The following is a 26,857-nucleotide window of genomic DNA, read 5'->3' as shown; positions in this document are numbered from 1 at the left end:
TCGCATCGATCGGTGTAACGAGTGTTGGACAATCGAGATCCTGAGTTATCCGCTTTGTTACGGAAAGGGTGCGAGAGTGATTCACGGTGACATGCAACAAATGAGCGCAGGCCGGGATTTGTTGTCGTTTCAGAACGACCATCTTAATACAATGTTGTTTTGATCCATGCGTGAGACTGAGAACCGTTCAATGAAAACGTGGCCATCGAGTACGATCGTTCTCATGACGGTGGTGTTGGCCATGGGATCCAGCCGTGCTGCCGCTCAATTGTCGTACGAGCAACAGCCGATCGAGTATTCCCAATCGAAAGCGACTGATCCCGTTTCTGTCTTGCGGCAACGGGTCGAAAGCGGAGCGGTTACGCTGGCGTATGACGCTCATTATGGATTCTTGGTTTCGCTCTTAACCGAACTGGAAATTCCGGTGTCGTCACAGACGCTCGTGTTTTCCAAAACGAGCCTCCAGCGGCATCTGATCTCGCCCGCTAATCCACGAGCGATCTACTTCAATGACGATACCTACGTCGCATGGATTCCCGGTGCCGAAACGATCGAGATCGCGTCGACGGATGCGTTGTTAGGAACCGTTTTTTACACCGTCGATCAATCGCAACCGAAGATGCCGGCTCAGGTTGTCCGCAAGACAGAGCGATGCTTGTTTTGCCACGCATCGAGTGATACCGGGCGTGTCCCAGGACTGATGATGCAATCCGTGTTCGTTAATCGAGATGGAGATCGAATGTTTCCGTCCGATTCGATTCTGCCGGATGCAGATGGACCGCTGGAGGCGCGCTGGGCGGGGTGGTTCGTCAGCGGTCGACATGGCAGTCAATCGCATTTAGGGAACCTGATGATCAATCGGGGTGACAAAGTCAGCGGGGAGGTTAACCACGGCAATGGGAATGTGGTCGATCTGTCGAAGTGGTTCGATGTCTCGAAGTATTTGTCGCCGCATAGTGATTTGGTTGTGCTGCTTGTTTTGCAGCATCAAGTTTCGATGCATAATTTGCTCACCGAGTCCAACCATCGAGCTCGAATCATGATTCATCGATCGGGGAAGGAACATCAAAAAGGGGGACACGAAGCATCCGTTTTGTCGGCCGAGGACCGGATCGTTTTAGATCAAATCGCCGAACGTTTGGTGGATGGATTGTTGATGGTTGGGCAAGTCGAGCTGAGCGAGCCGTTGTCGGGAACGAGCGAATTTGCAGAAGACTTTTCTGAACTGGGGCCATCCGATCGCGATGGCCGAACGCTGCGTGATTTGGATCTCGGGCAAACCGTCTTTCGATATCCCTGCAGCTATCTGATCTATTCCAAAACGTTCGACGAACTTCCGCAGTCGTTGCTCGATGCGGTGTATCGACGTTTGAGCAACGTGCTCGACGGCAAAGACTCGCGAGAGAAATACGCCCATTTGTCGATGCAGGCACGAGAAGACATCTTGGCAATCTTGTTGGACACGAAAGCCGAGTTTTCGTCCCGTTGAGCTGACCCCGTCGCTCGCGATGGTTCACGTCACCGCGGTTGCTCTCTCGATCGTCATCGATTCACTCCGCGTGTCGAATTCGCTCTCGTGACGGATACGATCGGGCTGTCACGGTTCGTGGCGCGAACGCGTCTTCACCACCGGGCCGGGCTTTCCCGTGAGCCAGGTTCGCTGCCATCGATGCAAATTCGCCCGAAAGAACAAATTGATCTATTGGGGGGTGAGCTAACTCGCTATCCTCGAGTTTCACGCGTTTTAACAAGGGCATTTCACGCGTTCTTACAAGGGGTAGATGATGAAACTGAATGCTGGTGTTTTGATGTTGTTTGTGGCTTTGTCTCCAGGTCTGGCTGCTGCCGATTGGAGGGACCGCATCTCTTCCCGCACGGAGTCTGGGTCGGAGAAAGTCGAGGAGCCGCTTTTTGATTTTCCGATTTCGCGAGCGCTCGGGGTCAAGGTCCCGGTTCACATTATGAAGGCGAGGGGCGAACGTACGTTCAGTGTTCCTCTTGCGCCCTTTTTTATGTTCCCCGCCGACCATGAGTTTGATGCTCGCGTCGCACCTGTGGTGGATTTCCCCGACAAGTCCGATGCGAATCATTGGGACGGCTTTCCCATGGCGACCCGCTAACGGGGCGGCATTGACATGCGTTGAGCTGATCGCCCGAGATACGTCATGGCCTTTTTGCGGTTTACCTGCGGACGGTGACGGTGCGTAGGTAGTTGCCGGCGAAGGTGAAGATCATGATGCCGAGGGCGAACAGGGCATAGGGGATACCCCAGGGGCCGTCGACCGCAATCAACGCGATGGCGGTGAAGCAGAGGACGGTCAGGACGACGCTGATCGCGATGCACACGGTCCTGGGCCAGCCTTCGTCGACTTCGAAAGAGGTCGAGATCGGCAGCGAGAGGAAGACGGGGGCGAGGAACATGATGATCCCGCCCACCAGATCGCCGCGGATCGCTTGGATGATCCCGCCCACGACACCGATGCCGATGCACGTCCCCACCAGATTCGACGACCAGCGTTGTTTATCGCTGAGCAAAAATTTACCGAACGGGTGAAATCGCAGAAACGTGTTGAACAACGGTTCGGCGATCCAGCTGAGCAGGCAAAAGCTGAGATAGAGGATCGAGATTGGCAGCACGTACGGTTCGATTGCCGGGTATTGATCGGCTAGCGAATTGAGTAGTCGCATGCCGAAGAACAACCCCAGGATGATCGCCCACTGGGCTCCTTGGGCCATGCGTCCGATGAACGAATAGAATCGAAATACCAATCGGAACAACAAATGATTGTTGTTGAGTGCTTCGATCATTCCCGACCGCGCGAAATTGTCCGTCGGGTCGAGTCGCAACGCTTCGCGAAAGGAATCTTGTGCAGCGAGGTGGTCGCCGGAGTGGAGTTGCGCCCAACCACGCATGGCGTGTGATTCGGCGGAGTCTGGATTACGTGCAACCGCCGCATTGGCTTGCGCCAGAGCATCGTCGGGTCGACCCAAACGTTCGAGTGCGAGCGAGCGGATCGTGCTGCAGCCTTCGCTATCGGGGTCGATCGCTAGGCCTTCGGTGGATGTCTCGAGGGCGTTTTGCCATTGCTGTTGTTGTGCATGGATCGACGCGGCGAGTGCGTAGTACTGCGGCTCGGCGGTGTCCAAGCGGATGGCTTCCTTGGCCGCGTTCAACGCCTCGGGTAATCGCTTGCGTTTCTGCATGATGACAGCGAGCGCGTAGTGCGAAAAACCCATGTCGGGTGCTTGATGGATCGCTTGCTCAGCTTCGCGGGTCGCGTCATGCCACTGATCGCGGTCGTGCGACATGCACAGCGACAGCATCGCGTGGGCTTCGGCGACACCGGGGTCTTGCGCGAGAAGCTGCTTGAGTTGATCGGCGGCCTTGTCGCTGCGGCCCTGCCTCATCAACAAATGAGCTCGTTGGAGAAAAACTTCGGAACTCATTTGATTTTCAGATATTCCAAGATGTCGTCGTACGTGCCGCCTTGGTTGGCATAGACCGCATGGTTCCGAGCCGTCGCGAACCATTCTTTGGTGGAGGGTTTCACCGTTTTTAATGTGGCGAGCAAGTCCTTCGTGGTCAGCGGCGTGGGTTTGCCCGTTTTCACGGCTTCTTGGAGTTTGGTCTCGACGGCGCGGTCGACGACGGCTTGCAAATCGGCTCCCGAAAATTCGCGACTTTTCTTGGCGATCGCCTGGCAATCAACGTCGAGAGTCGGTTTGCCTTCGATCAGCAGTTTGACAATTTCCACACGAGCCTCTTGGTCCGGCGGTGGCACAAAGATGACTTGATCAAATCGACCTGGACGTCGAAACGCGGCGTCGACGTGCCAGGGGGCGTTGGTGGCGCCGAGGATCAGCACGCCTTCGTTATCCGATTCGACTCCGTCGAGTTCCGACAAAAACTGATTCACGAGATGTCGGCCGGCACTCTGTCGCATGTCGCTGCGGCTGGCTCCCAACGCGTCGACTTCATCAAAGAACAACACGCAGGGACGGTTGCGACGCGCTTCTTCGAACAGCGAGTGCAGATTGCGTTCGCTGTTGCCGATCCACATGTCCAACACATCATTGATGCCGATCGACATGTATCTCGCGTCGACTTCGCCGGCGGTCGCACGAGCGAGGTGCGTTTTGCCGCATCCCGGTGGCCCGTACATCAAAATCCCCCCACCGACTTTTTTGCCGTATGCGGCATACATCTCGGCGTGCGTCAGGGGATGGATGATTTTGACTTCGATTTGTTCTTTGACTTTCGTCATCCCGCCGACGTCGGCGAATTTGATCTTGGGGCGTTCGACTTTGCCTTGGCTCGGGCCGGTATCGTCACCTTCGGAAGTGAGGCGAATGCGGCCATCGACGACTTCGTTCTCGTCCTCTCTGCCACCGAACGGCGACTCGTCATCGCTCGACCAACTGCCAATGCCCAGCAAGCCTTCGAGCTGCTCGTCAGCCACTTCATCGTCGAGATCGATCGCTTGTTTGTAGCTCGACACCGCACGCGAAACTTCACCGGCTCGGTACATCAATCGTGAGTGAAGGATCAACGCGGGGGCATACGTTGACGGCCCGCTGATCAAGGTTTCCACGATCGCTAACGCGTGTGAGTTTTTGTCTTGCCGGTAGTAGGCGTCGGCGAGCAAGGTTTTGATCGATCGCGAGTCCGGGTACCGGGTCAGCATGTCTTTGAAGTGCTGCTCAGCTTCACCATATCGCAGCATCGTCATCAGAGTTTTGCCGAAGTGTTCAGCCAAGTCCAAACTGTGCGGCGCCAGACGCATCGCGACTCGTAGTGCCTCCAGTGCTGCTTCGGAATCACTCATGCATTGCGCCCCTCAAGTTGGTGATCTTAATTTGATTAGCTGTGCGGCCCGCGGTTGTCGGGCTTCAAAGCCCCGACGAATGCGAACTGCAAGTATGCCGCTGCTCAATTCCAATACGCTGCCGCGACCTCGCGGTGATTCAACGCTGCTAACTTAGTCGGTTCGGAATGCAGCAACAACTGGCGGGCGGTCGAGCGAGTCCCGAACCGGGATAACATCGACGTAGAGGTTGGGGCGTTTCACTCGGTTGCAAGCTGAGCTGGTTTTAGAGCGTTTATGTTTCTGCTGTAGCCACCGTCGCCAGACGGTAGACCACGTTCTGGCTACCTATCAAGAGTAGCGGAACGGCGCGAGCCGTCGGGTCTCATTCTCATTCTCAATGCTGATAAACATGAATCGGTACGGGAGGGGGAAGAGGTGATTGTCTTGTTTGGCTGCGCGGTGGATGTCGACGGTGTCTAGCTCGATGCTGGGTTCACCGGAAGACTCGAGCCAACGATCGAGTTCGGCGCGATACAGTTGGCGAATCACGCCAGCGTGTGAAGCGGAGGTGATGCATGGGCTCTCGGGGGTGCCGTCAAAGTTACTGGGTAACGAAAGCATGATCAGGGCAAGGCAGTCGATCGCGGTGTGTGGCATGTCTTGGCGGGGCGCGATCCGTATCAGGGTTTCCGGTCGTAGTGGCTGTCCGGCTCACTCCACCTGTCCTTGTGGCACCGTTTGTTTCGTCTGTCTGGAAAAATTCGGGGGAGTCGATAGCACCCATGCTGTTCCGGTTCCTCCAGGTGTTCCGAATGGTTTCTTTGGGTGGAGTCCGCTGCGTCAAGGACGCGTGCTGCGGACTTGTTCGATGGCGAACCACGGCGCCCGTTTACATTCAATCGAGTAGGGAGACACTGATGGCGGCAGATCTTACACGGTACTTTTTGATGTTCGCGTGCGTGGCGTCGGGCTTAATCGCGTCGACGGCACGCGCACAGGTCATTCGAGACGAGGACATTGCCAAGGATGTTCTGGATCGAGGTTACAGCTTCGTGGGCAACGTGACGCAGTTTGGAATGGGCGTCGTGGACGGAGGAAACGACGACGAACCCGATGTCTTCCGATATTCCGGTCATGGCGATTACCTCCTCAATGCAGACTTGCATCAGTTCGGTTGTCAGGAAGGGTTCTTTTTGCGGATGCGAGTCGAGCATCGTTTTGGCGACTCACTCAATCCGGTGAACACGGGATCCGCGTTGCCGCCGGCGCTTGCCGGAAATCTACCGGTGGACAACGACCACGTTTACATCACGAACCTTGTGTTAACACAAGCGCTCTCGGAAAACTTTGCCGTTTTCGGCGGTAAGCTCAATTCGCTCGACGCCGATCAAAATGACTTTGCTTCCGGACGCGGGATCACTCAGTTTTTGGGTGCCGGCTTTGCACTGAATCCAGCCGCGATTTTGGCGTCACCGTATTCTTCTTTGGGCGTCGGAGTTGCCTATTTTGAAGATGCGGTTCCGGTCGCCTATTTCAGTGTTTCGAACCCGATCGACACAACGCGAACATTTGACCTGGACGACGTCTACGAAGAGGGAGTCGTTTTGACCGCGGGGATCCGAAAGGAAACCGGCTTCTTCGGTAAAAAGGGGCACCACTCGTTCACTGGAATTTGGAACAGCCGAACATTCACCGAGCTCGAACCGGATCCGCGGGGGTCGGCTCGAGACAACGAAACCTTTGCCCTGACGAGACCTCGCGATGGTGTTTACGCGCTGCTCTATAACTTCGATCAGTATCTGGTCGAGGATAGCCAGGGTCGCGGATTTGGGCTCTTCGGACGCTATGGCAACAGCGACCCGAAAGTGAATCCCGTCGAAAATTACTTTTCGCTGGGTATCGGCGGTAACAACATGATAATGAGCTCTCGACGCGACGACACGTTTGGCGTCGGTTGGTACTACGCCGATTCGAGTGACGACGCGAACCTCCAGGATCTCATTACAACGGTTGATTTCGAGGATGGCCAAGGCGTCGAGACGTACTACAACATTGCGATGGGAACATGTGCGTTCCTGACGTTCGATTACCAGTACGTCAAGTCGGTGGCGGGAGATCTGGATCCGGCTCACATCGCAGGATTTCGTTTGAACTTGGCCCTATAGTCCACGTCGTTTGTCCCGCTCCTCGTTGTTGGTCGGCGGCGAGGTTTCGAATCGATTCGCCGGTGGCAATGCAGTGTGGCGATTTGCGTTTTAAACGATATCTAAGGACGAGACCCTCGCTTACGAATCGAACGGCTGCATCGTTGATTCCACAGGCTGATTGCGAATCAGGCTCATCACCCGCTCGTTAAACCGAGCGGGTGATTTTATTTCATGTCGGCAACGAATACTGATTCGTTTCCAATGCAGGCTGGGCGATTCCGCGTCTGAAGAAAACGTCAGATATCAAAAAGACGTGTTTGGCCGCAGGGCTAGTTCGACTCCGCCGTGGCGGAGGGAACCCGGTAGAGGTGTTTGCCTTGTTTGGCTGCGCGGTGGGTGGCGATGGTGTCTTGGTCGATGCCGGGATCGCCTTGGGATTCGAGCCAGCGATCGAGTTCGTCGCTGAGTTCTTGCCGAATCGACGCGGTGGAATCGGAGTCAATCAGGTTCTGCATCTCGTACGGGTCACTGGCGGTGTGGTACAGCGTCTCAGCGGGCCGTTGTTGATAGCGGCGGACGAGGTTGTAGATCTCCGGTGACGTGGTGGAATCCCAGATCCAGGTCCGCCAGTAGTTGCGGGCGACGTTCGTATCGTGCTGCGTCCCCATCACGTGCTTCTCGATGTAAAGATTGTCAGGGCTCAGATTGCGGATGTAGCGGTAGGTGCCGTTACTGATTGAGCGAACCGGGTAGGGTGGGCCTTCGGGGACGTTGTTGTGCACGGCGTAGACGTAGTCTCGATGACGATCGGTTTCTTGCTTGAGGACCGGTAGAAAGCTCTTGCCGTCGAATGCATTGGGATCGACTTTGCCGCCCGCAGCGTCGACCAGCGTGGGGGCGACGTCCGCGTATTGGACCAACGCATCGGTTCGCACCGCATTGGGGACAACGCCGGGCCAACGTGCGATCAGGGCGGTGTGCAGTCCCGTGTCCCAATTCGTCCATTTGTTACCAGGAAATTGTGAGCCCTGTTCCGATGTAAATAGCACCAACGTATCGTCGGTGTGACCAGCCGAGTTGAGCATCGCGAGCAGATCACCGACTTGGCCGTCCATGTAGGTGATCTCAGCGAGGTACCGCGAGAAAGCTTCGCGGGTCATCTCCGTGTCGGCGATGTTGGGTGGTAGATCCAATTCGCTGGGCGGGTACTTGGATGCGTCACCCATCACCCAAGGCACGTGGGGGTCGACAAGAGCGACGACCAAACAGAACGGTTCGTCGCCGCTCCGTGTGACGAACTCGCGGGCGGCGGCAAGGTCGTGTGTGCGTGTCGGATCGTGCGTGCATGCGGGTTCAAAGCCGCCGACCTTTTCAAACGGAAACGTTTTTCGTGGCGCGACGTGTACCTTCCCCGCAATGCCGACGCGGTAGCCGAGCTCGCCCAAGTGATGAGGCAGGCTCTTGGTATCGCTGTGGCTGGCTGAATGGTTCCATGCGCAGCCGTTTCGCATCGGGTACTGCCCGGTGTAAAGTTCAGCGCGGCAGGGTTGGCACATCGCTTCGGCAAGATACGCGTGATTAAAGACCATGCCTTCGGCGGCGAGCTGATCGATATTGGGAGTCTTGGCGTTGACGCCCCCGTAGATCGGTAGATCGTTAAACGTGCAGTCGTCGGCGAGGACAATCAGAACGTTGGGCCGGGTTGTGGTTTGGTTGGCCGCGATGAGGTGGGCTGAACTGAGCAGATAGAAAATGGCTAGGCCGATTGTTGTCAGTCGGATCATTTTGGGGCGGGCTCTTGAGGTGGGGAATGATGGCAGGAGCGTCCTGGAGGGGGCGATTCATTGTAGCTTCTGTCGCTGACTGACTGTTGCGGTCTGCGGAGAATTCATGTTCGGGGATCGGTCAGCTCTGTCTCCATTTTGAAGCGCGAACGCTGCATCTGACGAACCTTGGGAAGCGTATGTGATAGGCTTGGCGTTATGCTTTCATGCGATCGTATGCGGCGTTGACATCACGCGATAATGAAGCGACTTCCTTTTTGATAGGCTTTGATTTTGCAAGAACCGAGCGATCCGATCCGTGACGAACAGGCTGCCAATGACGACGACGCGTCTGGCGTGGTAACGCCTGACGATGTTTCGCGTTACGTGGCGGGAGTCGAACTGCCGGTCTCGATCGAAGAGGCGTTTGCCTACCACGAACGGCCCGGTTGTTTGGGACGGTTGGTGCCGCCCTGGGAATCGGTTGAGATCGAGCACACCGACAACAGCATCACGGAGGGCAGCCGCGTGGTCTTGAAAACCGGATTGCTCGGTGTGCCGCTTCGCTGGCGGGCACGACACACGCGGTATCTGCCGCCGTCGTTGTTTGCCGACATTCAAGATTCAGGGCCGTTCGCGTTTTGGCATCATCGCCATCGATTCAAGAGTACCGGACCGACGTCATCGCGGCTGACGGATGATGTCGCGTACCAAGTTCCGCTGAGCGGTGTCGGGCGGTTGTTCGGTGGAGGGCTCGTTCGCAAGAAACTCGAGACGATGTTTGCTTATCGTCACCGCGTCACTCGTGAGGACTTGGCGTTGAAGGCGAAGTACCCGAGCGAGCCGATGACGATTGCGGTATCGGGGGCGACGGGCTTGGTGGGATCGTCTCTGTGCAATTTGTTGGGGCTTTTGGGGCACAAGGTCATTGCGATTACCCGCGGAAAGACCGGTGGCGATAATGAGATTGCCGCGTGGTCGACCGATGAAGAGTTCGAAAAGTTCAACGGCGTCGATGTGGTTGTCCATCTCGCGGGCAAGTCGATCGCGAGCAAGCGATGGACGGATTCGATCAAGCAAGAAATTCGCGACAGCCGTGTGGAGAAGACGCGATCGTTGTGCGAGCGATTGGCGAAGTTGGATCGTCCGCCGAAGACTTTGATTTGTGCCTCGGCAACTGGTTTCTACGGAGATCGTGGCGATGAGTTGTTGACCGAGTCTTCCGCGTCAGGGAAAGACTTTTTGGCCGACGTGTCTCAAGAATGGGAAGCGTCATGTGGGGCCGCATCGGAGGCCGGAGTGCGTGTGGTGAATACCCGGTTCGGCATCGTGCTCTCGCCCAAAGGGGGCGCGTTGCAACAGATGCTGTTGCCGGCCAAGCTCTGTGGCGGTTCGCTGGGCGGTGGTCGCCAGTACTGGAGCTGGATCGCGTTGGACGATGTGCTCGGCGGAATTGTGCACGTCATGCATACCGAGTCGGTTTCGGGGCCGGTGAACTTTGTGTCGCCCACCCCGATGACCAATCGGGAGTTCGCCAAGACGCTTGGCAAAGTCGTCGGTCGGCCTGCCTTGTTTCCCGCCCCAGCGACTGCGCTGCGGATCGGCGTGGGCGAGATGGCCGATGCGTTATTGCTTGCAAGCACCCGCGTGATTCCGGATCGTTTGATCACGAGCGGGTATGAGTTCCGATTCAGATCCCTTGATGAAACGCTTCGATACTTGCTCGGAAAGGACCGCGTGCCATCGGAAGTTTAAAGCCAGTTCGGATCTGAAAGGTCGTGCCGGATTTCGCCAGAAATTTTCTGCCTAAAGAATTTTGGTGGATCGCACTCCCGATTCGGCTGAGAGCGTCTGTTCGACGGGAACCGAACACCCACCATCGCCCTTTCACGCATCGGTTTACGAAATCAACACGCCGCCACGCGTCGCGGCCGACGGACGCCCCAACGACAAAGCAAGTTCATGCTGCCTCAATTGCTCTTTGTTCTCAATCTCCTGGCGACCTGGTACATGGTCGGGCTGATTTGGATGGTTCAGATCGTTCACTACGCGATGTTCGATCGGGTCGGCGAGGAGGCGTTCCAGCGATACGCGGTCGACCACGCTCGATTGATCACGCCGATCGTGATGATTCCGATGCTGATCGAAATCGTCAGCGCGGCGGGGTTGATCGCGGTGAGCCCGGCGTCCGTTCCGCGTTTGTGGATGGTGATCGGATTCGCATTGGTCGTGGTGATTTGGGCGAGCACCGTGTTTTTGCAGGTCCCCTGTCATTCGCGGTTTGCCGAAGGGTTTGACATGCAGGTGTACCGGCGGTTGGTGGCGACGAATTGGATTCGGACGGTTGCGTGGTCGGTCCGGGGCGGATTGATGGCGTTTTGGTTGTGGCGAATGCTCCAGACGCGGTAGTTTGCCGTCGCCCGAGGTCGGCGACGAGGCCTGTTTGAGCAACCGATCCGGGGGGACGCCAAATATGCGATGGTTGACAATGTGGGGCCCCCACCTTTATCCTCCCCAGGCTCGATCCAGAGCGGTTCGTCTATGGTCCTCGCAGCGTTTCGATTGGGTTGGTCACGCATTCCATCTTTTAGAATGCGTGCCGGCTGCGATCGGGACACCCAAGCGACGGCGACCGCTCGATCATATAACCACTTTCGCGTGTTTCGTGGACGACCGTTTGACTCTCGAGTCGTCCCCCCAAAGTTAGTAAAGCGACCGAACATCTGATGAACGTTGATCTGGACGCAATCGCCCAACGCGGGCGTTGCGAGGTTTCGAGTTTACGTTTGGCCCTGCCGTTGATCGAGCAAGGCTACACGCCTCCGTTTCTCGCCCGATACCGGCGCGACGAACTCGGTGGGCTCGACGAATCGAGTCTGTGGGCTCTCTCGCACGCGGTGCGGACGCAGCAACGGCTCGATGAATACCGCGAGCAATTGCATGCCGCGTGGGAGTCGACCCAGCTCGCCGATCCCGCGATCGGTAGAGCCATTTCCGGAGCGAAATCGCGTCGCTTGCTCGATCGCCTCAGTCGCCGGGTGAAAACAGAGTCGGGTGAATCAGGCAATTTGACGCAGCGGCTCGCCGTCCGAATCATGAGCCCTGTGAAGGGCGACGGTTCCGATCTCGAAGCTCTCGCCGGTACGTTGATGCAGTCCGCCGCGGTCGCCACCCCCGCGGAACCGGCGCCCGTAGAACCGGCGCCCGTAGAACCGGCGCCCGTAGAACCGGCCACGCCCGAGAATGCGGAAGCCACCGGGGAAACACCAGACACAGAAACCCCTGCCCCCGAAACCCCCACGCCGGCCACCTCGTCGGTCGAGTCCGCGCTCGCCAAACTGGACGACGCGTTGGCCAAGCGGATGAGTGGTGACCCGCGGATCATGGGTGCCGCGGTGCGATGGTTGTCCCGCCACGCCAAAATTCACATCCTCGAAGTCACCGATCCCCACGGCGGCAGCGACGAGGATGAAGAAGCGTCGGTGAAACCGAGTAAGAAAAAGAAAAAGAAGGGCAAGAAGGCGGCTCCCGCGGTGAGCGAAGACGCGGCCGCAACCGCCGGCGAAGCTGCTCCCGAAGCCGCTGGGGATGTTGTTGCCGCTGCGGCAACCGAAAACGTCCCTGCGACTGAAGGTGCCCCGGTCGCTGAAGGTGCCCCGTCGGCTGATGGGACTCCCGCGACCGAGAACGCGGAAGCCGCGTCAGAATCGGCGGTGGCGAAGACGCTGGCCGCTGAAACGCCCGCCCCCGAAACCGCTCCGTCGGATACCCCTGCCGCTGAATCCCCCGTTGCTGAATCCCCCGTTGCTGAAGCCCCTGCGGCAGAAGCTCCCGCAGACGAAGCTGCACCCGCGGTGGAGACTGTTGCGTCAGAACAATCGACTGAAACTCCTGTCGCCGTGGATGCTGCGGCCGAACCTTCCGCAACCGCCGAAACCAAAGACCCGTCTGCCGCTGACGTGACCGCGCCTGCGGAAGCCACCGCGGAGTCCACTCCCGCTGCTGCCGAAGCCAAGCCTGAGATCGCGTTCGAGCCCGTCGCTGCCGAGTCGGTCGAGAAGAAAGCGGCCCCGGCCAAGCCGGCGAAGAAGAAAAAGGTTTCGCCACGTCAACGCCGCCGTCGCTGGTTGGTCAGCACGCTCAAGCCGCTTGCGGGGAAACGCATGCCGGCGAACAAGCTGAGTGCTTTCCAAGTCGTGATGTTGAGCCGCGCTCTGCGGAGTCAAGTCGCCACGTGTGCTTTCGATTACGACGCGGCACAGCTCGTCGCCGAAGTCCAGAAAGCAGCCGCGAACCTCAACCGACATTTCAGCGACCGCCTCGCCGCCATCGTTTTGGCCAACGAAGCGGCTCTTCGCGATGCCGCCGAGAGTGCTTGGTGGGACGAGATTCAAGAGCAAGCGTCTGCACGTTTGGTCGCGATCGCCGCTGATAACCTGCATCGCCAAATCAACCGTGGTGGCGTGGAAGCCAAAGTCGTGATGTCGATCGACGCCATCGGCCCACGCACCGCAGCGACTTCGATCGTCGCCGCCGACGGTCGCGTGTTGCACAACGAAGACATCCCTTGCCAATTGTCAGCCGCGATGCGAACCCTCGCGGTGACCAAGATGGGCGAGCTGATTCATCAGTATCACGTCGACCTGATCGTGATCAGTAACGGACCGGCACGTCGTGCTTGCATGATCGCGGTCGGTGAATTGATCAAACAGTCGGCTGACCAATCGGTTCGCTGGACGTTGGCTGATCGCAGTGGTGCCGACGCGTACGCGGGCAGTTCGGCGGGCGACCAAGAAATGCGATCAACGCCGCGACGTTTTCGTTCGGCGGCATGGATCGCGTTCTCAACCCTGCAACCTTCCCAAGCGATGGTGAAGGTTGATCCGCTGAAGCTTCGCTTGGGATCGTTCCAACGTGAGCTTTCCGACCAAGCCGTCTTGGACGCTCTCGAAGACGTGCTCGTCAGTGGTGCCGCTCGCGGTGGCGTCGATGTCAACTCAACGACCGCATCGTGGTTGGAGCGTTTGCCCGGCATGACCGCCCAAACGGCCGCTAAGATCGATACCGAACGACGCGAAAAACTGATCAGCTCCCGCAACGATTTGCTCGAGCGGGCTGAGTGGGCATCGCCGATTCACACCCGTCAAGCGTTGCCATTCTTGCGAGTCTTCGGCAGCGAAGAGACCCTCGATGGAACGTTGATCCACCCCGACGATTACGCGTTAGCGAAACGGTTGGCGAAAGCACTCGAGATCGAACTGCCGCCTGCGTCGCCTCCTGGCTACGAGTTCCCGGACTACAGCGAACCGAAACCGACCGTCACCGATCCGATCGAAGAAGCCAAAGCGACCGCGGATCCGAGCGACACCGAAAGCTCCGGTGAGGATGGTTCCGCGTTCGGACCCGCGGACGCGGCCGCAACCGGCGAATCCGATGCGACCGAACAATCGGCAGCACTCGCAGCGACGCCCGCACCCACGGACGAGGCTGCGACCGAAGAGGTCACCGCGGAAGCCGCCACCGAAGAACCCGTTGCCACGGAAGAGCCAGTCGCCAGCGAAGAAGCTGCTGAAGCCGCAGCCGAGTCTCCGACGGCATCTGACGAAACCGAAACGCCTGCAGGCGAGGCGACTGATGCCCCCGGCGAAGAAGCAGCCGCGGCACAACCCGCCGCCCAGGGACCAACGGTACCGGAGCCATTCCGCCAGCCGAAACCAGAGCGTGCCAAGGTCGATAAACTGATCAAAGAATGGCAAGTCGGTGTGCGTCGCTCGCAGCAGATCGTCAATTGGTTGTGCGAACCGTTTGGTGAAGGCACCGTCGACGGACCCGCTCCAGCGGTGATGACGACCATGCCGGCGTTGAGCGAACTGAAAGAAGGCGATCAAGTGATCGGCGTCGTGGTCGGCGTGATGCCGTTCGGCGTCTTCGTCGAACTGACTCCCGAGTGCAGCGGCCTGATTCACGTCAGCCGAATTTCGGACGGCTTCATCGAAGACCTTCACGAAGCCGTTCAGGTCGGCGACGTCGTGACCGCTTGGGTGACCGGCATCGACAGCAAGCGTCGACGCGTCGGGCTCAGTGCGATTTCACCGCAACGCGAAGCCGAGTTGCAAGCTCATCGCAATGAATCACGCGGCCCACGCGGTGCAAACCGCGGCGGCGCTCCTCGCGGACGCGGCGGTGCTGCGGCGCCTGCTGGCCGTGAGGCCGGTGGAGCTCCCAGAGGTCGTGGCGGAAATGCCGGCGGCGCACCTGCGGCGGCCGGAAAAGGCCAGGGCGATCGATCGCGATCCGGTGGTGGCGGGCAACGTCGCGACAACCGAGGCGGTGGCGGTCGTGACGGCGGACGCGGCCGATCCGGCGGTGGTCGCGATCAACAACGCGGACGCGGCCCACGACGTCCCGAAGTCTACGAAGTCGTCGGTAAGGAACCCGATTCGGCACCGCTTTCCGATGCGATGCAAGAAGGCAAAGAACCGCTGCGATCGTTCGGCGATCTGATGCAGTTGTTCAACAAGGACAAAGCCAAGCCTGCCGAGAAGAAGCCCGCGGAAAAGAAGCCAGAGGCACCCAAAGCCGAAGCCGCACCCGTGGCGGAATCGCAACCCGAATCGAAGCCAGAGCCGGTTCAGTCGCCTTCGGATGACAAGCCAGCCCAACCGGTCGCCGAGTCCGCGGTTGTTTCAGGAGACGCCGGACCATCGACCGAGGAGAATGCGTGATGAGTGACGATTTCGACTCGCGGTTGGAATCAGCGATCGAACGCGGTCGTCGCCGGGCGGAGTATCAAGCATCCGAAGAGCGTCGTAAGGAACTCAGCGAAGAGGATCTCAAGCGACTGCACGCTTCGTATCGTTTGTCGTTGTCAGAGAAGATCGAAAAGGCCGTGCATCGCGTGGCCGATCACTTCCCCGGCTTCCGCACTGAGTCGTTGTTCGGCGAAGACGGCTGGGGCGAAGCTTGCTATCGAGACGACTTGCGGCTCGATGCCGGTAGGCGCAGCAACCTGTACAGCCGACTCGAAATCGCGATCCGCCCCTACAGCGATCTACGTGTCCTGGATCTCAAAGGCAAAGGCACGGTGCTCAACCGAGAGATCTTTAATCGATCGTTCTACGCCAAAATCGCCGACGTCGACCCAGACGAATTCGCGCAACTGATCGATACCTGGGCGATCGAGTACGCCGAGCTCTACGCGGCGAAAAGCAGCATCTAATCAAGCTGCTTCGCCGCACCAAGAGGCCCAGCCCACTTCGGGCCCAAGATGCTCGCCGCCGGCATCACGCTCGTGCCGTATGACGTTTCGCCAGACCCGCGTACAGCAAGTCCGTATCATCGCCAGAGGGTGGGTTTTTACGTTGCGGTAGCCGCCGTCGCCAGACGGTGGACTCGGTCTCGGGGACATGAATTGTTTTTGTGCTGTTATTAGCGGAACGGCGCAAGCCGTCCGGTCCCGCGGTACCAGATGCCCTGCGCCGTTCCGCGGCATTTGAAATCCCGCAGTATTTCAATCAATGTCCCGAGAGACCGAGCTACGTGAAAGGTGGTGCTATTCGTCTAGCCATTCGCGACGCGGTCGGGTTCGGTGTTCGCCTGCGGTCCTCCGGTGCAAGAACTGGTTGTCGTACGGTTGTGTGCCTCGCCCGGCCAGCGAGGTGCATCCTCCATCAGTGACGAACATCGGATGTTGATCAGTTGCCATCGCGGACGGTGGCACCGTTTTTTGGTAAGCTTTGGCGTGCTTCTTTTCTCCCGGCATCTCGCAATCGATTGCAATATAATTGTGACTGCGACGCTCTTCCCTCAACTCCGTTTCCCGAAGCATCTGTCCGGGTGCCTGGCTTTGCTGTAACCAATGCTTGAAACAGTCGTTCCGATCTTGCTCGCGGTGTCCGCCATTGTCACGTACTTTTTGCAGCTCTGGACCGGCTTTGCAGTTGCTGGGATTTCCGGTGAAAATGCGTTAGTCGATCGCCGCAAACAACCTGGACCTTACTGGTTTCTCATGGCGTTTCAGACGCTGTGTCTCATCGGGATTCCAATCTTGATCGCGTTATCAAACTGAAAACCATTCATCGGCTAGCTTGGAGCAGCGAGGTCGTTGCGTTCTTCCGCGGGTAGTCAAAGGCAAAAAACGGGGACAGCAGTGGTTGTAGTGCGGTTTTCGCCGCACGGCTTGCGCCGTTTCGCCATATTTGAAATCCCGCAGTAATTGAATCGACCACCCAAGTGACGGCATGCCATCGCCACGGCCGTGAGTCCGTGGTTGGGAAAAGAAAGCGCAGCAAGTCGCAACACGACGACCGGAAATACGTGCGCGCGAATGCAGCCACCGGCAACAGCAGCTGTCGTCGTAATCGCGACTAAGAAGCGGAGCAGATCTTGCGAGGCCTTCAATTACACGACTTAACAAAGCATCAGCAGTCGAGGCTGACGGCTAATCGGATGCTGCCCAGTGACTCCTGCCTACCTGCTTGAATCTGGAGTCGATTCTCCTGGATCACGCCTCCAATGGTTATTTTTTTTACCTGCCAGCACTGTTCGGGGGTTCACTGCCACCGCGTTTTCCGCATGGAATGTTGTTGTACGCCACATTCCCTGACGCCTGCGGCAGCGTGGCGCACCGTAAAAATGTGGTTGTGCGCATATTTGTACATCGGCAACCTATATGACCAATCGTCTTTCTGTCAGAACTTTTAGACTTGTCCGGTGTTGTTGAAAGCCGGCTCATGTCCCCCCCACGCCAGACGCCGGGTAACCCTTTCGCAACGCTCTCGTTTTGATCATCAACAGCCATCGGCTTTGGTGACTCGTCTATCTTTACTTATCGAAAGGGAATGCAATGAAGAAATTGCAGAAGCGTGTTGGGTTCACACTGGTAGAACTACTAGTTGTGATTGCCATTATTGGAGTACTTGTGGGACTCCTATTGCCGGCCGTGCAAGCGGCCCGTGAAGCGGCTCGTCGGATGAGCTGCAGCAATAATTTCAAGCAGATTGGACTGTCGATTCACAATTACCATTCCACCTACAGACAACTTCCCACTCATGGTGGCGGCACGAAGGGCACCCACGCTGGTCGCCACGAGAGCGGCAGGAGGGGGAACAACCGTCTTGAGCGGTCAGCTCTTGTTGCACTCACCCCGTTCTTTGAACAACAGGCGTTATGGGAACAGATCAGCAATCCGTACCAAACGACCGATGATTCCGGTGGCGTTCGAACTTACAACGCGATGGGGCCGTGGCCCGGCATGCCGCTTTCAGCGCACCTGAACTGGGGTTATTACGATCCCTGGTTGACGAACATCCCCACACTGCGATGCCCCAGTGATCCTGGTGTTGGTCTCCCGGCACCTGGTCGTACGAACTATGCGATGTGCACCGGCGACTCGTGTGACACCGGATTTGGTGGCGCGCTGAATCGTCTGACGGGTATCCCACAGAGCGGTGGTTCGCCACCGATGACCGAGCGAGTGCGAGCCTCTCAGCGCGGGGCCTTCGCAGTCCAATTGGACTCGAAATTTCGCGATGTTCTCGATGGCCTGTCGAACACCATCTTCGCAGGTGAAATTGCGACGGATCTGGGTGATCATGATAAACGGACGCACCTGGCCGACAATAAAGTCAACAACATCCTCAACAAGGGTGGCAATTTGGCGTGCCGGGTCAGCTTGGATCCAGAGCGTCCTCTGTTTTGGTCCGACACCCCTGCCCCCAACGCCCTGAGGGGCAGCGGCGATCAACAACGCGGGATGAAGTGGGCTTCATTGCTTCCCATTTTCACCCAGATGCTAACGATCCTCCCACCCAACGCTGAGCTCTGCGGTAACAATTTCTATTACTCGATCGTGGTTGCCCCACCGAGCAGTCGCCACCAAGGCGGAGTGCATGTGCTGATGGGTGATGGTGCAGTCAAGTTTGTCACCGATTCGATCGAAGCCGGCGATGGAGGACGCGGTCAGGTAGGTGTTCACGCTGCTCACGACGATCCTTTGTCGGTACCGGGTTCCCAGAGCCCGTACGGCCTCTGGGGGGCTCTCGGAACTCGTGCCTCAAGCGAAGTCATTTCGGACTTTTAGTGATATCGCTTGTGTGTTTGACGTACTGCCAATTGACTTTCTTTTCTCTCATCCGGTTCAATCTTATGCGAAGTTCTATTTCTCTCATCGTGGTTTTTGTCGTTCTCTCGGTCACCGGTTGCGGGTCGGAGGAGCCGACCGTCCCGGTCGAACGCGACGAAATGAAAGCCTATCTTGAAGAGCATCCTGAGATGGTTATCTCGGATGAAGAACTGAATGCACAGGCAGTGGGCCGTGCCGACGAGATGGATGAGTAGTCGATCGCGTCTCTCTATCGAACGCATTGGTATCATCCGTGACGTGAATTTTCAGCCTGCCCACGGTCGTGGGTGGGCGAGATCCTAGCGTTGCGTCTTTTCTTCAAGGGACGATCGCGTGAGTTGATTCGCGCGTGATCGCCCTCTGGGTTAGGGCGGCATGGGGTGGGATTGCTTGTTTTGCGACAAATGAAGTTCCTTTCCGATCGCCAGTCCTACGTGGCCCACACTGTGGGCTTTCTAGCGTTTCCTCTTGACCAGAATGGGGAGACAGCCCGCAGCCGACGTCGTGCACTCGTTGTCGGCGATTCATCGCGCAGAGCGAAACACGCCGCGGCTTCTTGGATATTCGCCGGGCCCGAATAAGTGTTCACCAATCGTCCTGCCAAAGTACGGTTGCGGTGCGGTCTGTCATTGGGACGCCCTGACGTTTATTAGCGGGTGGCGTCGTGCGGTCGTCAGGTGCGGTTCAAACGGATGCCACAGGATCCGCTCGTTCGGGAGGTCGAACGGGATGTCGAAAAGGTGGGCGGACTCAATTCTTGTGCGGCGAACCGGTTGGGCCAAGGCAGCAACGCAGCAGGCGAGAGGAAGCGGGAGTTGCCACTGGAGCGAGCGGCCCCGCCAGCCAAGAACAGGGTTCCCTGCCAGGATGCGAAGTGTTTCCCGCCAGGATGCGTAGTCTCTTCGTTTTCACCCTTTGTGGGGCGTGCCCGATTCTGCAGATCGGCGAAGTGATTATCCTGTCCTCCCAGTCTCAATCTGATCTAATACAGCGAGGTCGATGTGTCGCATCCCCCACTGGGTATATGGCACGTTAGAATGGATACGCATTACTGTGTATCGGTACCAGTTTAACGCTCGTTGAATCCCACCCTGCTTCCCTGCTTTCCCCTTACCGTTTTGAGGTTTCCCGTGACTGTGTTCCAACGTCCTTCTCGTCGAAGATTTCTTCAGGCCACTGCCAGCATCGGTGCCGCCGGTTTTGCTTTTCCGCTCTCGCAGGCTTCGTTCGGCGATACCTCCCCCAACGAACGTCCGGTCTTTGCCACGATCGGCCTTAGAAACCAAGGTTGGACGATCACGAGTAAGTCCTTTCAGTTCGCCGACTTCGCCGCGTTTGCTGACGTGGACGCCAAGGTGCTGGGACAAAACATCGAACGAGCGACCAAAACTCAAGGGAAAGCACCTGAGGGGTATTCCGACTACCGCAAAATCCTTGATCGCAAAGACATTGATGCGGTCATGATCGCCACTCCCGATCACTGGCATACCAAGATCGCGGTGGAAGCGATGCTGGCGGGTAAGGACGTCTACTGTGAAAAACCACTGACGTTGACGATCGGCGAAGGAAAGCTGATCGAAAAAATCGTCAAACAAACGGGACGCGTGTTCCAAGTCGGTACGATGCAGCGATCCGAGTACAAGGGTAGGTTCCTGCAAGCAGTCGCAATGGTTCGAGAAGGACGTATCGGCGACATTCAAAAAGTCACCTGTGGGATCGGCGGTTCCGATAGTTCAGATGTAATCCCGGCGGTTGACGTCCCCGAAGGTCTGGATTGGGATTTCTGGCTCGGGCCGGCTCCCAAAGCACCTTATCGTGCACTTCCGGAGATCAGAAAGGGCTACGGGGGAGGCGTGCCGCGTTATACCAACTGTCACTATGCGTGGCGAAACTGGTTTGAGTATTCCGGCGGACAGATGAACGACTGGGGAGCCCACCATGTGGACATTGCGACATGGGCGTTGGGTGCGGACAAAACCGGACCAAATAAGATCACACCTGTCAGTTATTCTCTGCCCGTCGAATACAAGGATGGCTATCCGACTGTCGATGATCGGTACAACGTGCCAACCAAGTTCGAAATCCTGTGCAACATGCCTGGCGACATTCCGTTGGTGATCACGAGCGAGGGTGACAACGGAATCATGTTCGAAGGCACGAAAGGCCGCTTCTTCGTCAATCGCGGCAAAATCGTCGGCAAGCCGGTCGAAGACCTCGCGTCGAATCCGCTTCCCGAGGGAGCGATCGAAGAGGTTTACGGTGGTCCGGTTGCCAAAAACCACACGGACAACTTCATCCAAGCGATGCGGGATCGCACGCAGCCGATTTCCGATGTCTGGTCTCACAACCGCATGCTGGAAACCTGTCACCTAGCAAACATTTCGATTCGCCTGGGCCGCGAACTGAACTGGGATCCAGACAAACGCGAAATCATTGGAGACGAAGAAGCCAGCTCGTTCATCTCACGCGAAAGCCGCGAGGGGTACGAGATCGAAGGCGTCTAAGCAAAGACGTCGTTGCAAAGTCCAAGCGAGGTTGCGAGATTCTCGTTCCTCGCTGAACAGCGTCGTTTTCCAAGTCGCTCGGTCTCTCGGGACGTCGATTGTTTTAGTGCTCTGTTTAGCGGAACGGCGGGAGCCGTCCGGTCCCGCGTTACCGGACGGCTCCTGCCGTTCTGCTACTTTTGAAGTCGTTTAGTAATACAATCGACGTCCCCCGAGACCGAGAATTGCGGACGCTGCCCGCTTTAGGAGTCTCGGAAAGACTCTGCTACGTGAGAGTCGCAACCCGTCCGTTCCCACACCGAGTTGGAATGCTGGCATACGCAGATAGGCTGGAGTTTCTCGGTATATCTGTCATTTGATGCTAACCACGGTTCCTACGTTCAACCAAAGCTATCGCCAGACTGCCAGAAATTCGTTATGGGCAAGACGTTCGGCTATATCTTTTCCGTTTAGCTGGATCCAGGGTTTCGCGAATGGTTAGTCACGATAGTGACGACATGTAAAAGCCACGGACGTGAGTCCGTGGTTTGGGAAAAAAAGCGCAGCAAGTCGCAACGCGACGACACGAAACACGAGTGCGCACGAATGAACCACCGGGAGCGGCATCTGTCATCGCTTCGCGACTTGGCGTATGCGGGTGGTGACGTCGACCCCGGACTCGCGTCCGGGGCTTTTACCTGCCGTCGCTATCGCGACTAGGAATGGAGCCAATACTGGCGCCTTGTATATCCACGTTTTCGCAATGATGTCGCAGTCCAGGCGAACGCCCAAATGGCTCTTTAACTTTTGCCCAATTATTTCTGCCTACCGGCTTGGCACCAATGCTTTCTCTAACCTCAACTTTGGGATTGGCGGAACCGTAGGACGCGCGCATAAAGACATAGCGGAACGGCGCAAGCCGTCCGGTGTCGCCAACCCGTCCGGTGTCGTACTGACTTGGAATGCTGGCAAATCGCTAGTGGACCGGAGCGTTGTGAGATTCGATGGTGACTGCCATCACGATGGGGGCGGAGCTGTCGTCGCCTTTTACCAGTTCGATCGTTTCGAGTTCGTTGGTGGAGTTCGGGATGATCGAGAGGTAGCGAATTTGCTGCTCGCCCAACGCGAACGCGAATTCACTTTGGGGAACATCAACGCGGCGGATGTAGTCCGCGAAATGGACTCCGTTCATCAACTCGTGATCTTCCACCATGCCATCGTGATAGCGGAGGCGGACGATCATCGAAACGGTTTGACGGCGGTTCGCGGGATAGCTCCAGCCGCCGACACCGCTCAAGAGGTGGATTGCTTTGATGGGTGAGTTGCACGGCAACGACACCGACTTTGGCATCTTGGGAGGCAGCGGTCCGTGGGGGCCATGCAGCAAGATAATGTTGGGTTTGGTTTTGCCTTGAGGATCGACCAATTGGAATGGGATGCCGCGATGCATCTTGATCTTCCAGTCGGCGAACACCAGACGATCGGGGCCGTTGTCGGGACCACCGAATAACGGTTGGGTGCTGATCGCGGTGGCGAAGGGACCGAGCGGGATCGGTACGTATTGACCTTTGGCGGTTAGAAATTCCAACAGGTCGGTCATGCCTTGTAGTGGAATGGTATTTTCAAAACCTTCGGGCATGATGGATTGCCGTGACATTACGAGTTCTTCAATGTCCTCGCGTAACACGCCCTGTCGCTTGCCAGCAGTGTCGAATAGTTCGATCGACGTTTTGGATTCCGAGGCCAGCATGCCGTTGATGACGAGTCCGTCGACGGTGAGCACGGTGTAGGCTCGGAAGTTGCCTTCCACACTGCGACTGGGGTCCAAGATATGCGTCAGTAATTCTTTTTTCGGGTGAACGGCCATTCCCGTTAGGTTGGGCCCCACTTCGGTACCGACGCTGCCGTGAACGTGGCACTTCGAGCAGTGTTCGAGGAAGATCGCTTTACCGCGAACGGCGTCGCCAGTCATTTCGGTGCTCACCATGTAGCTGTCGAGGACTCGTTGACGATCAGCGTTGGGGAGTGAGCCACCTTTGGCGAGCAATTCCGCGGCGAGCTCTTTCACCTTCGGGTCGGGGTGGTTGGACAACGCCTGGCGTTGGTCGAGAGCCAGTTCGTTTAGCGAAATCTCGCCTTCCTGTGCGGCTTCGAGCAACGCCATCGTCGATGCGGGGCGTTTCAACAATTGAGACAACGCGGCTTGCTTGAGCGACGGAGTCAATGTTCCCAGACGCGACACGATTTCGCTTCCCACACCGTTCCAGCGGCTTGCCTCGAGTGCACCTAGCAAACCACTGGCGAGCTGCGTCGAAATGCGTGGACTGACTTCGTCGAGCAAGTCCACGGCAGCGTCTTCGTCTTCGGGACGAAACGCAATCAGCTGCTCCGCCGCCTTCACGCGGTCCACATCCGTCGCGTCTTCATCTCGAACCGTCGACAGTAGCTCCGCGCAGAGTTGCTTGGCGTGGCCGTCGAATGTTTCGCTGCCCCAAGCGATCGCGAGTTTGGTTAAGGTTGCGCGGGTGCCTGTATCCGCATGATCGAAAACCTTCTTGAGGTCGGCTTCGATCGCGGACGTCAGCGTGACGGCAGACTTGCCTTTCCAACCGGCCTGCAAACCTTGGATCACCGCTGCAACGACCTTTGGATCGACATTGCCCAGCCCAGCGACGATTTGCGCGAGGTTGTCGTTGTCTTGCCCGCGGGCGTGGTGCTCGGCGACACGTGTGATGATCGGGATGCTGGCGGTGGGCAAGGCTTTGACCGAAGCCAGTGACTCGAGGAAGTAACTGCTGTTGTGGGCCGCCGCACTCGTGATCGCATCGGGAATCCAACGGTCTTGCATGTTGGCGTGATTTGCGAGCATTTCAAGCAATGCTTCGCCGCTCGGCGAACAGGCGGGTAGGTCCGCCAACGCCAAAGTCGCGGCAAGGCGAACGTGTGCGTTTGGGTCGCGATGTAATTTGGCGGACAAAAGTGATTGCACCGAAGCGGTCGTTGGCGGCAGTACCTGTGCCGCGTTGCGGCGGACACCGGCCGACGGGTGCTTCAGTGCGAAGATTGCGGCTTGTGTCGCCCGTTCGTTGCTGCCGTCGAGCAACCCGAGTCCATGTAGCGTCCACAGAGCGTGGATGGCACCCACGTTGAGGCCGATCGCGTCGACGGAATCGTCTTCGATTAAAGAGATCAGTGACGAGAGAACATCCTGGTTGCCGCTCTCGACGAGGAGACGTTGCGCGTGTTTGCGGACCAACATGGTTGGGTCGGTGAGTGCGGCAACGAGTTCGGCAGGGGAGGCCTCTCCAAGATCAGGATACGAGGAGTTTTTGGTATCATCGGCGACCACTCGGTAGATGCGGCCGTGCTTTTTGTCGCGTAGCTTTGATTCGTAGGCTTTGCCTTTGCCGGTTTGAAAGCCTTCCGGTGTTGGGTTGTGTTGGACGATGTAGTTGTACCAATCGATCACCCAAACTTGTCCATCGGGGCCGACTTCCGCCATGATCGGAGCTGACCATTCGTCGTCGCTAGCCAGGAGATTGAACGGGCTGGTCGAATGGAAATCGCTGCCCTTGTCGCTGAGAATGAAGGATCCGACGAGGTGCCCGGTCGGCCCGTTCACGAAAGCAACCCGGTTCCAATATTCTTGAGGATACGCGCGGCCGGTGTAGAGGGCATGACCCGCGGCGGCAGTGTATCCACCATGATGATCGACTTGCCGAACCTTGTCCGTGATCGGATCGAAGTCATTGGTGTCGGCGATGGAGGACAGCGTTAGCGACGTGGCCCAGCCGCGGACGTGTTCGTAGTATCGGTTTGCGATCGGCATGAAGATGCTGGGGTTCCCGTTGGCGGTGGAGCCAAAAATCAAGCCTTCTTCGCTGATTCCCAGTCCCCAGGTGTTGTTGTTGGTCGAACGAATGAATTCGATCTTGCTGCCGTCGGGTTGCATGCGGAAGAAACCCATTCGGAAGCGTTGTTGGCTTTCGCCGTTGGCGACAGGTTGTGAGTCGTTGTAGCCCTGCATCGCCCAAATCCAGTTATCGAGTCCGTACTGGAAATTGCTGACGCCGCCGTGCGTGTCGCCCAGTTGCCAGTTGGAGAAGAGGACGGTTCGCTGGTCGGCCCGGTCATCGCCATCGTTGTCTTTGAGGTAGAGAGTTTCGACCGCGTTTTGGATGATCGCTCCGCCACGGTAAAACGTGATGCTGGTCGGAATGCTTAAATCTTCTGCAAAGACGGTGAACTTGTCAGCCTTGCCGTCTTTGTCGGTGTCTTCACAAATCCGAATGCGGTCACGACCTTTGCCAGGTGGTTGCAGTTCGTTGGGATAGTCAATCGTTTCGGCAACCCAGAGTCGACCGCGTTCGTCCCAGGCCATACAAATCGGTTTTCCACCGAGATCCGGTTCCGACGCGAAAAGTTCGACATGAAATCCTCGGGGAACGACAAAGTGCTTCATCGATTCTTCGGGTTCCAGTGGCTCTTGCATCAAGTTCATTGGCTCGCCCTGCACACCCCAGCGGTCCGATGGGGTGTAGTTTGGAATTTCTCTCCCCACGTCGACGTACTCAAACGGTTTGAGATCCGCAGGAAGGTTGGTCATCTCTGGAACGGGGAACTCGGCGCGTTCTCGGTACGGGCCCGCATTTTGAGGATCGTCACCTGCAGCCCAGCGAATGCCACGTTCGACGAGGTTTTGAAAACCCGGGTTGGCCCACGTTTTGGAGTCATGGCCCCACGCGGTGTAGAAAACGCGGCCTTGGCCTTGCGTTCGGATCCAGGTGTATGGTTCGCGACCTTCTTCGTCGACGCGGTACTCCAGTACGATTCGGTCGGCATCGTTGTGCCGGTGATGCACGTAGGTTTCATCCCAGCTTGAGAAGCCGCTGAAGCCTCTCATGAGCTCATGATTCGGTTCGGCAACTTGACCTCGAAACACACCGGTTCCATGTCGTTGAAACTGGCCGCCCATGAGAGCGATTAGTTTGGGAGAGTTTCGAAAGCAATAGCTGGCACTGTGCAGCGGAACAAAACCACCGCCTGATGAAACGTACTCGAGCAATGCGGCTTCGTTGGACGCCGCTATCTCATCGATATTGGCGAAGAGAAGCAGAGCATCGTACCTTTTGAGGTTTTCCAGCGTGATGTCGGACATCGTGTCCGTATAGGTCAACTCGATGCCGCGATCTTGCAGGATCGGTTGCAATTCATTGAACCGAGCCTTGGGCTGATGATGCCCATTGTCACCGAGGAAGAGAGCGTGGATCTCAGTAGCGTGAGCCAAAGGAATGCAAACGCACAAAATCGCGAGTGCCGCGGTATGAGCGATTAAACGACGTAGTCGATTCATGATGGATAGGGTCAGAGTATCGAACGAGTTTGGGTGTGGGCTGGATGTGGTGGGACGCGACACAAATCTCAATTTTGCCGGTAAGACCTTTCGCAAACCGACGCGTTCGCGAGGGATTCGTGGGCAACGGATGGGGTTGAGAACATTGAGACTTCTGTTGTCGCCACCGTCGCCAGACGA

Annotated in this window: 16 protein-coding genes; 11 read left to right on the top strand and 5 right to left on the bottom strand. The window is 57.4% G+C overall.

Annotated elements, in window-relative coordinates:
* The first annotated feature begins 190 nt into the window (after window positions 1-190).
* Together NB063_RS18590 and NB063_RS18585 are read left to right on the top strand one after the other, a co-directional pair.
* Window positions 191-1,489: a hypothetical protein gene (locus tag NB063_RS18590; RefSeq protein ID WP_250930258.1), complete on the top strand. Its 1,299-nt coding sequence runs from the start codon at window positions 191-193 to the stop codon at window positions 1,487-1,489.
* 295 nt (window positions 1,490-1,784) lie between these two features.
* Window positions 1,785-2,120 (top strand): hypothetical protein, encoded by a 336-nt coding sequence (locus NB063_RS18585; protein WP_250930257.1) that lies wholly within the window; start codon window positions 1,785-1,787, stop codon window positions 2,118-2,120.
* Between the two features lie 61 nt (window positions 2,121-2,181).
* Here the strand turns inward: NB063_RS18585 and NB063_RS18580 are convergent, their stop codons facing one another.
* From NB063_RS18580 to NB063_RS18570, 3 genes are all read right to left on the bottom strand, one after another.
* Window positions 2,182-3,447 carry a tetratricopeptide repeat protein gene (locus NB063_RS18580; RefSeq protein WP_250930256.1) on the bottom strand — a complete coding sequence of 422 codons (1,266 nt, stop codon included), beginning with the start codon at window positions 3,445-3,447 and terminating at the stop codon, window positions 2,182-2,184.
* A complete protein-coding gene (locus NB063_RS18575) occupies window positions 3,444-4,826 on the bottom strand; it encodes an AAA family ATPase (RefSeq protein ID WP_250930255.1) in 1,383 nt (460 codons plus the stop codon). Before NB063_RS18575 ends, NB063_RS18580 begins: the two co-directional genes overlap by 4 nt.
* A gap of 330 nt (window positions 4,827-5,156) precedes the next feature.
* Window positions 5,157-5,465: a hypothetical protein gene (locus NB063_RS18570; protein ID WP_250930254.1), complete on the bottom strand. Its 309-nt coding sequence runs from the start codon at window positions 5,463-5,465 to the stop codon at window positions 5,157-5,159.
* A 260-nt stretch (window positions 5,466-5,725) separates the two neighbouring features.
* On the opposite strand from NB063_RS18570, the gene NB063_RS18565 reads away from it, so the two are divergent.
* Window positions 5,726-6,973, top strand: coding sequence for a carbohydrate porin (locus tag NB063_RS18565; protein ID WP_250930253.1), 1,248 nt, complete (start codon window positions 5,726-5,728; stop codon window positions 6,971-6,973).
* Window positions 6,974-7,284: 311 nt separating this feature from the next.
* On the opposite strand, the gene NB063_RS18560 is transcribed toward NB063_RS18565, so the two are convergent.
* Window positions 7,285-8,739: a sulfatase family protein gene (locus NB063_RS18560; protein ID WP_250930252.1), complete on the bottom strand. Its 1,455-nt coding sequence runs from the start codon at window positions 8,737-8,739 to the stop codon at window positions 7,285-7,287.
* Between the two features lie 336 nt (window positions 8,740-9,075).
* Here NB063_RS18560 and NB063_RS18555 point away from each other — a divergent pair, with 336 nt between their 5' ends.
* The 8 genes from NB063_RS18555 (at window position 9,076) to NB063_RS18520 (ending at window position 21,345) form a co-directional block, all read left to right on the top strand.
* The gene (locus tag NB063_RS18555) at window positions 9,076-10,473 is read left to right on the top strand and encodes a TIGR01777 family oxidoreductase (protein WP_250930271.1); all 1,398 of its coding nucleotides are present in this window, start codon (window positions 9,076-9,078) and stop codon (window positions 10,471-10,473) included.
* A gap of 207 nt (window positions 10,474-10,680) precedes the next feature.
* Window positions 10,681-11,127 carry a hypothetical protein gene (locus NB063_RS18550; RefSeq protein WP_250930251.1) on the top strand — a complete coding sequence of 149 codons (447 nt, stop codon included), beginning with the start codon at window positions 10,681-10,683 and terminating at the stop codon, window positions 11,125-11,127.
* Window positions 11,128-11,444: 317 nt separating this feature from the next.
* The gene (locus tag NB063_RS18545) at window positions 11,445-15,443 is read left to right on the top strand and encodes a S1 RNA-binding domain-containing protein (protein ID WP_250930250.1); all 3,999 of its coding nucleotides are present in this window, start codon (window positions 11,445-11,447) and stop codon (window positions 15,441-15,443) included.
* Window positions 15,443-15,937, top strand: a complete 495-nt coding sequence (locus NB063_RS18540; protein WP_250930249.1) for a hypothetical protein — start codon at window positions 15,443-15,445, stop codon at window positions 15,935-15,937. The genes NB063_RS18545 and NB063_RS18540 overlap by 1 nt, the downstream gene beginning before the upstream one ends.
* 639 nt (window positions 15,938-16,576) lie before the next feature.
* Window positions 16,577-16,786, top strand: a complete 210-nt coding sequence (locus NB063_RS18535) for a hypothetical protein (protein WP_250930248.1) — start codon at window positions 16,577-16,579, stop codon at window positions 16,784-16,786.
* 777 nt (window positions 16,787-17,563) lie between these two features.
* A complete protein-coding gene (locus tag NB063_RS18530; protein WP_250930247.1) occupies window positions 17,564-18,799 on the top strand; it encodes a DUF1559 domain-containing protein in 1,236 nt (411 codons plus the stop codon).
* Between the two features lie 65 nt (window positions 18,800-18,864).
* Window positions 18,865-19,056, top strand: a complete 192-nt coding sequence (locus NB063_RS18525; RefSeq protein ID WP_250930246.1) for a hypothetical protein — start codon at window positions 18,865-18,867, stop codon at window positions 19,054-19,056.
* Window positions 19,057-19,971: 915 nt separating this feature from the next.
* A complete protein-coding gene (locus NB063_RS18520) occupies window positions 19,972-21,345 on the top strand; it encodes a Gfo/Idh/MocA family protein (protein ID WP_250930245.1) in 1,374 nt (457 codons plus the stop codon).
* A 955-nt stretch (window positions 21,346-22,300) separates the two neighbouring features.
* On the opposite strand, the gene NB063_RS18515 is transcribed toward NB063_RS18520, so the two are convergent.
* Window positions 22,301-26,677: a PVC-type heme-binding CxxCH protein gene (locus NB063_RS18515; RefSeq protein WP_250930244.1), complete on the bottom strand. Its 4,377-nt coding sequence runs from the start codon at window positions 26,675-26,677 to the stop codon at window positions 22,301-22,303.
* Window positions 26,678-26,857 lie beyond the last annotated feature (180 nt).

The sequence above is a fragment of the Aporhodopirellula aestuarii genome (genome assembly GCF_023701485.1).
Lineage (GTDB): Bacteria > Planctomycetota > Planctomycetia > Pirellulales > Pirellulaceae > Rhodopirellula > Rhodopirellula aestuarii.
The sequence above is the reverse complement of the archived record's forward strand: the minus strand, read 5'-3'. Positions and strand labels throughout refer to the sequence as shown.

Bases quoted from the DNA above. Each gene is read 5' to 3' on its own strand.
- NB063_RS18590 (WP_250930258.1), top strand. From the start codon at position 191: ATGAAAACGTGGCCATCGAGTACGATCGTTCTCATGACGGTGGTGTTG.
- NB063_RS18585 (WP_250930257.1), top strand. From the start codon at position 1,785: ATGAAACTGAATGCTGGTGTTTTGATGTTGTTTGTGGCTTTGTCTCCA.
- NB063_RS18580 (WP_250930256.1), bottom strand. From the start codon at position 3,447: ATGAGTTCCGAAGTTTTTCTCCAACGAGCTCATTTGTTGATGAGGCAG.
- NB063_RS18575 (WP_250930255.1), bottom strand. From the start codon at position 4,826: ATGAGTGATTCCGAAGCAGCACTGGAGGCACTACGAGTCGCGATGCGT.
- NB063_RS18570 (WP_250930254.1), bottom strand. From the start codon at position 5,465: ATGCCACACACCGCGATCGACTGCCTTGCCCTGATCATGCTTTCGTTA.
- NB063_RS18565 (WP_250930253.1), top strand. From the start codon at position 5,726: ATGGCGGCAGATCTTACACGGTACTTTTTGATGTTCGCGTGCGTGGCG.
- NB063_RS18560 (WP_250930252.1), bottom strand. From the start codon at position 8,739: ATGATCCGACTGACAACAATCGGCCTAGCCATTTTCTATCTGCTCAGT.
- NB063_RS18550 (WP_250930251.1), top strand. From the start codon at position 10,681: ATGCTGCCTCAATTGCTCTTTGTTCTCAATCTCCTGGCGACCTGGTAC.
- NB063_RS18545 (WP_250930250.1), top strand. From the start codon at position 11,445: ATGAACGTTGATCTGGACGCAATCGCCCAACGCGGGCGTTGCGAGGTT.
- NB063_RS18540 (WP_250930249.1), top strand. From the start codon at position 15,443: ATGAGTGACGATTTCGACTCGCGGTTGGAATCAGCGATCGAACGCGGT.
- NB063_RS18535 (WP_250930248.1), top strand. From the start codon at position 16,577: ATGCTTGAAACAGTCGTTCCGATCTTGCTCGCGGTGTCCGCCATTGTC.
- NB063_RS18530 (WP_250930247.1), top strand. From the start codon at position 17,564: ATGAAGAAATTGCAGAAGCGTGTTGGGTTCACACTGGTAGAACTACTA.
- NB063_RS18525 (WP_250930246.1), top strand. From the start codon at position 18,865: ATGCGAAGTTCTATTTCTCTCATCGTGGTTTTTGTCGTTCTCTCGGTC.
- NB063_RS18515 (WP_250930244.1), bottom strand. From the start codon at position 26,677: ATGAATCGACTACGTCGTTTAATCGCTCATACCGCGGCACTCGCGATT.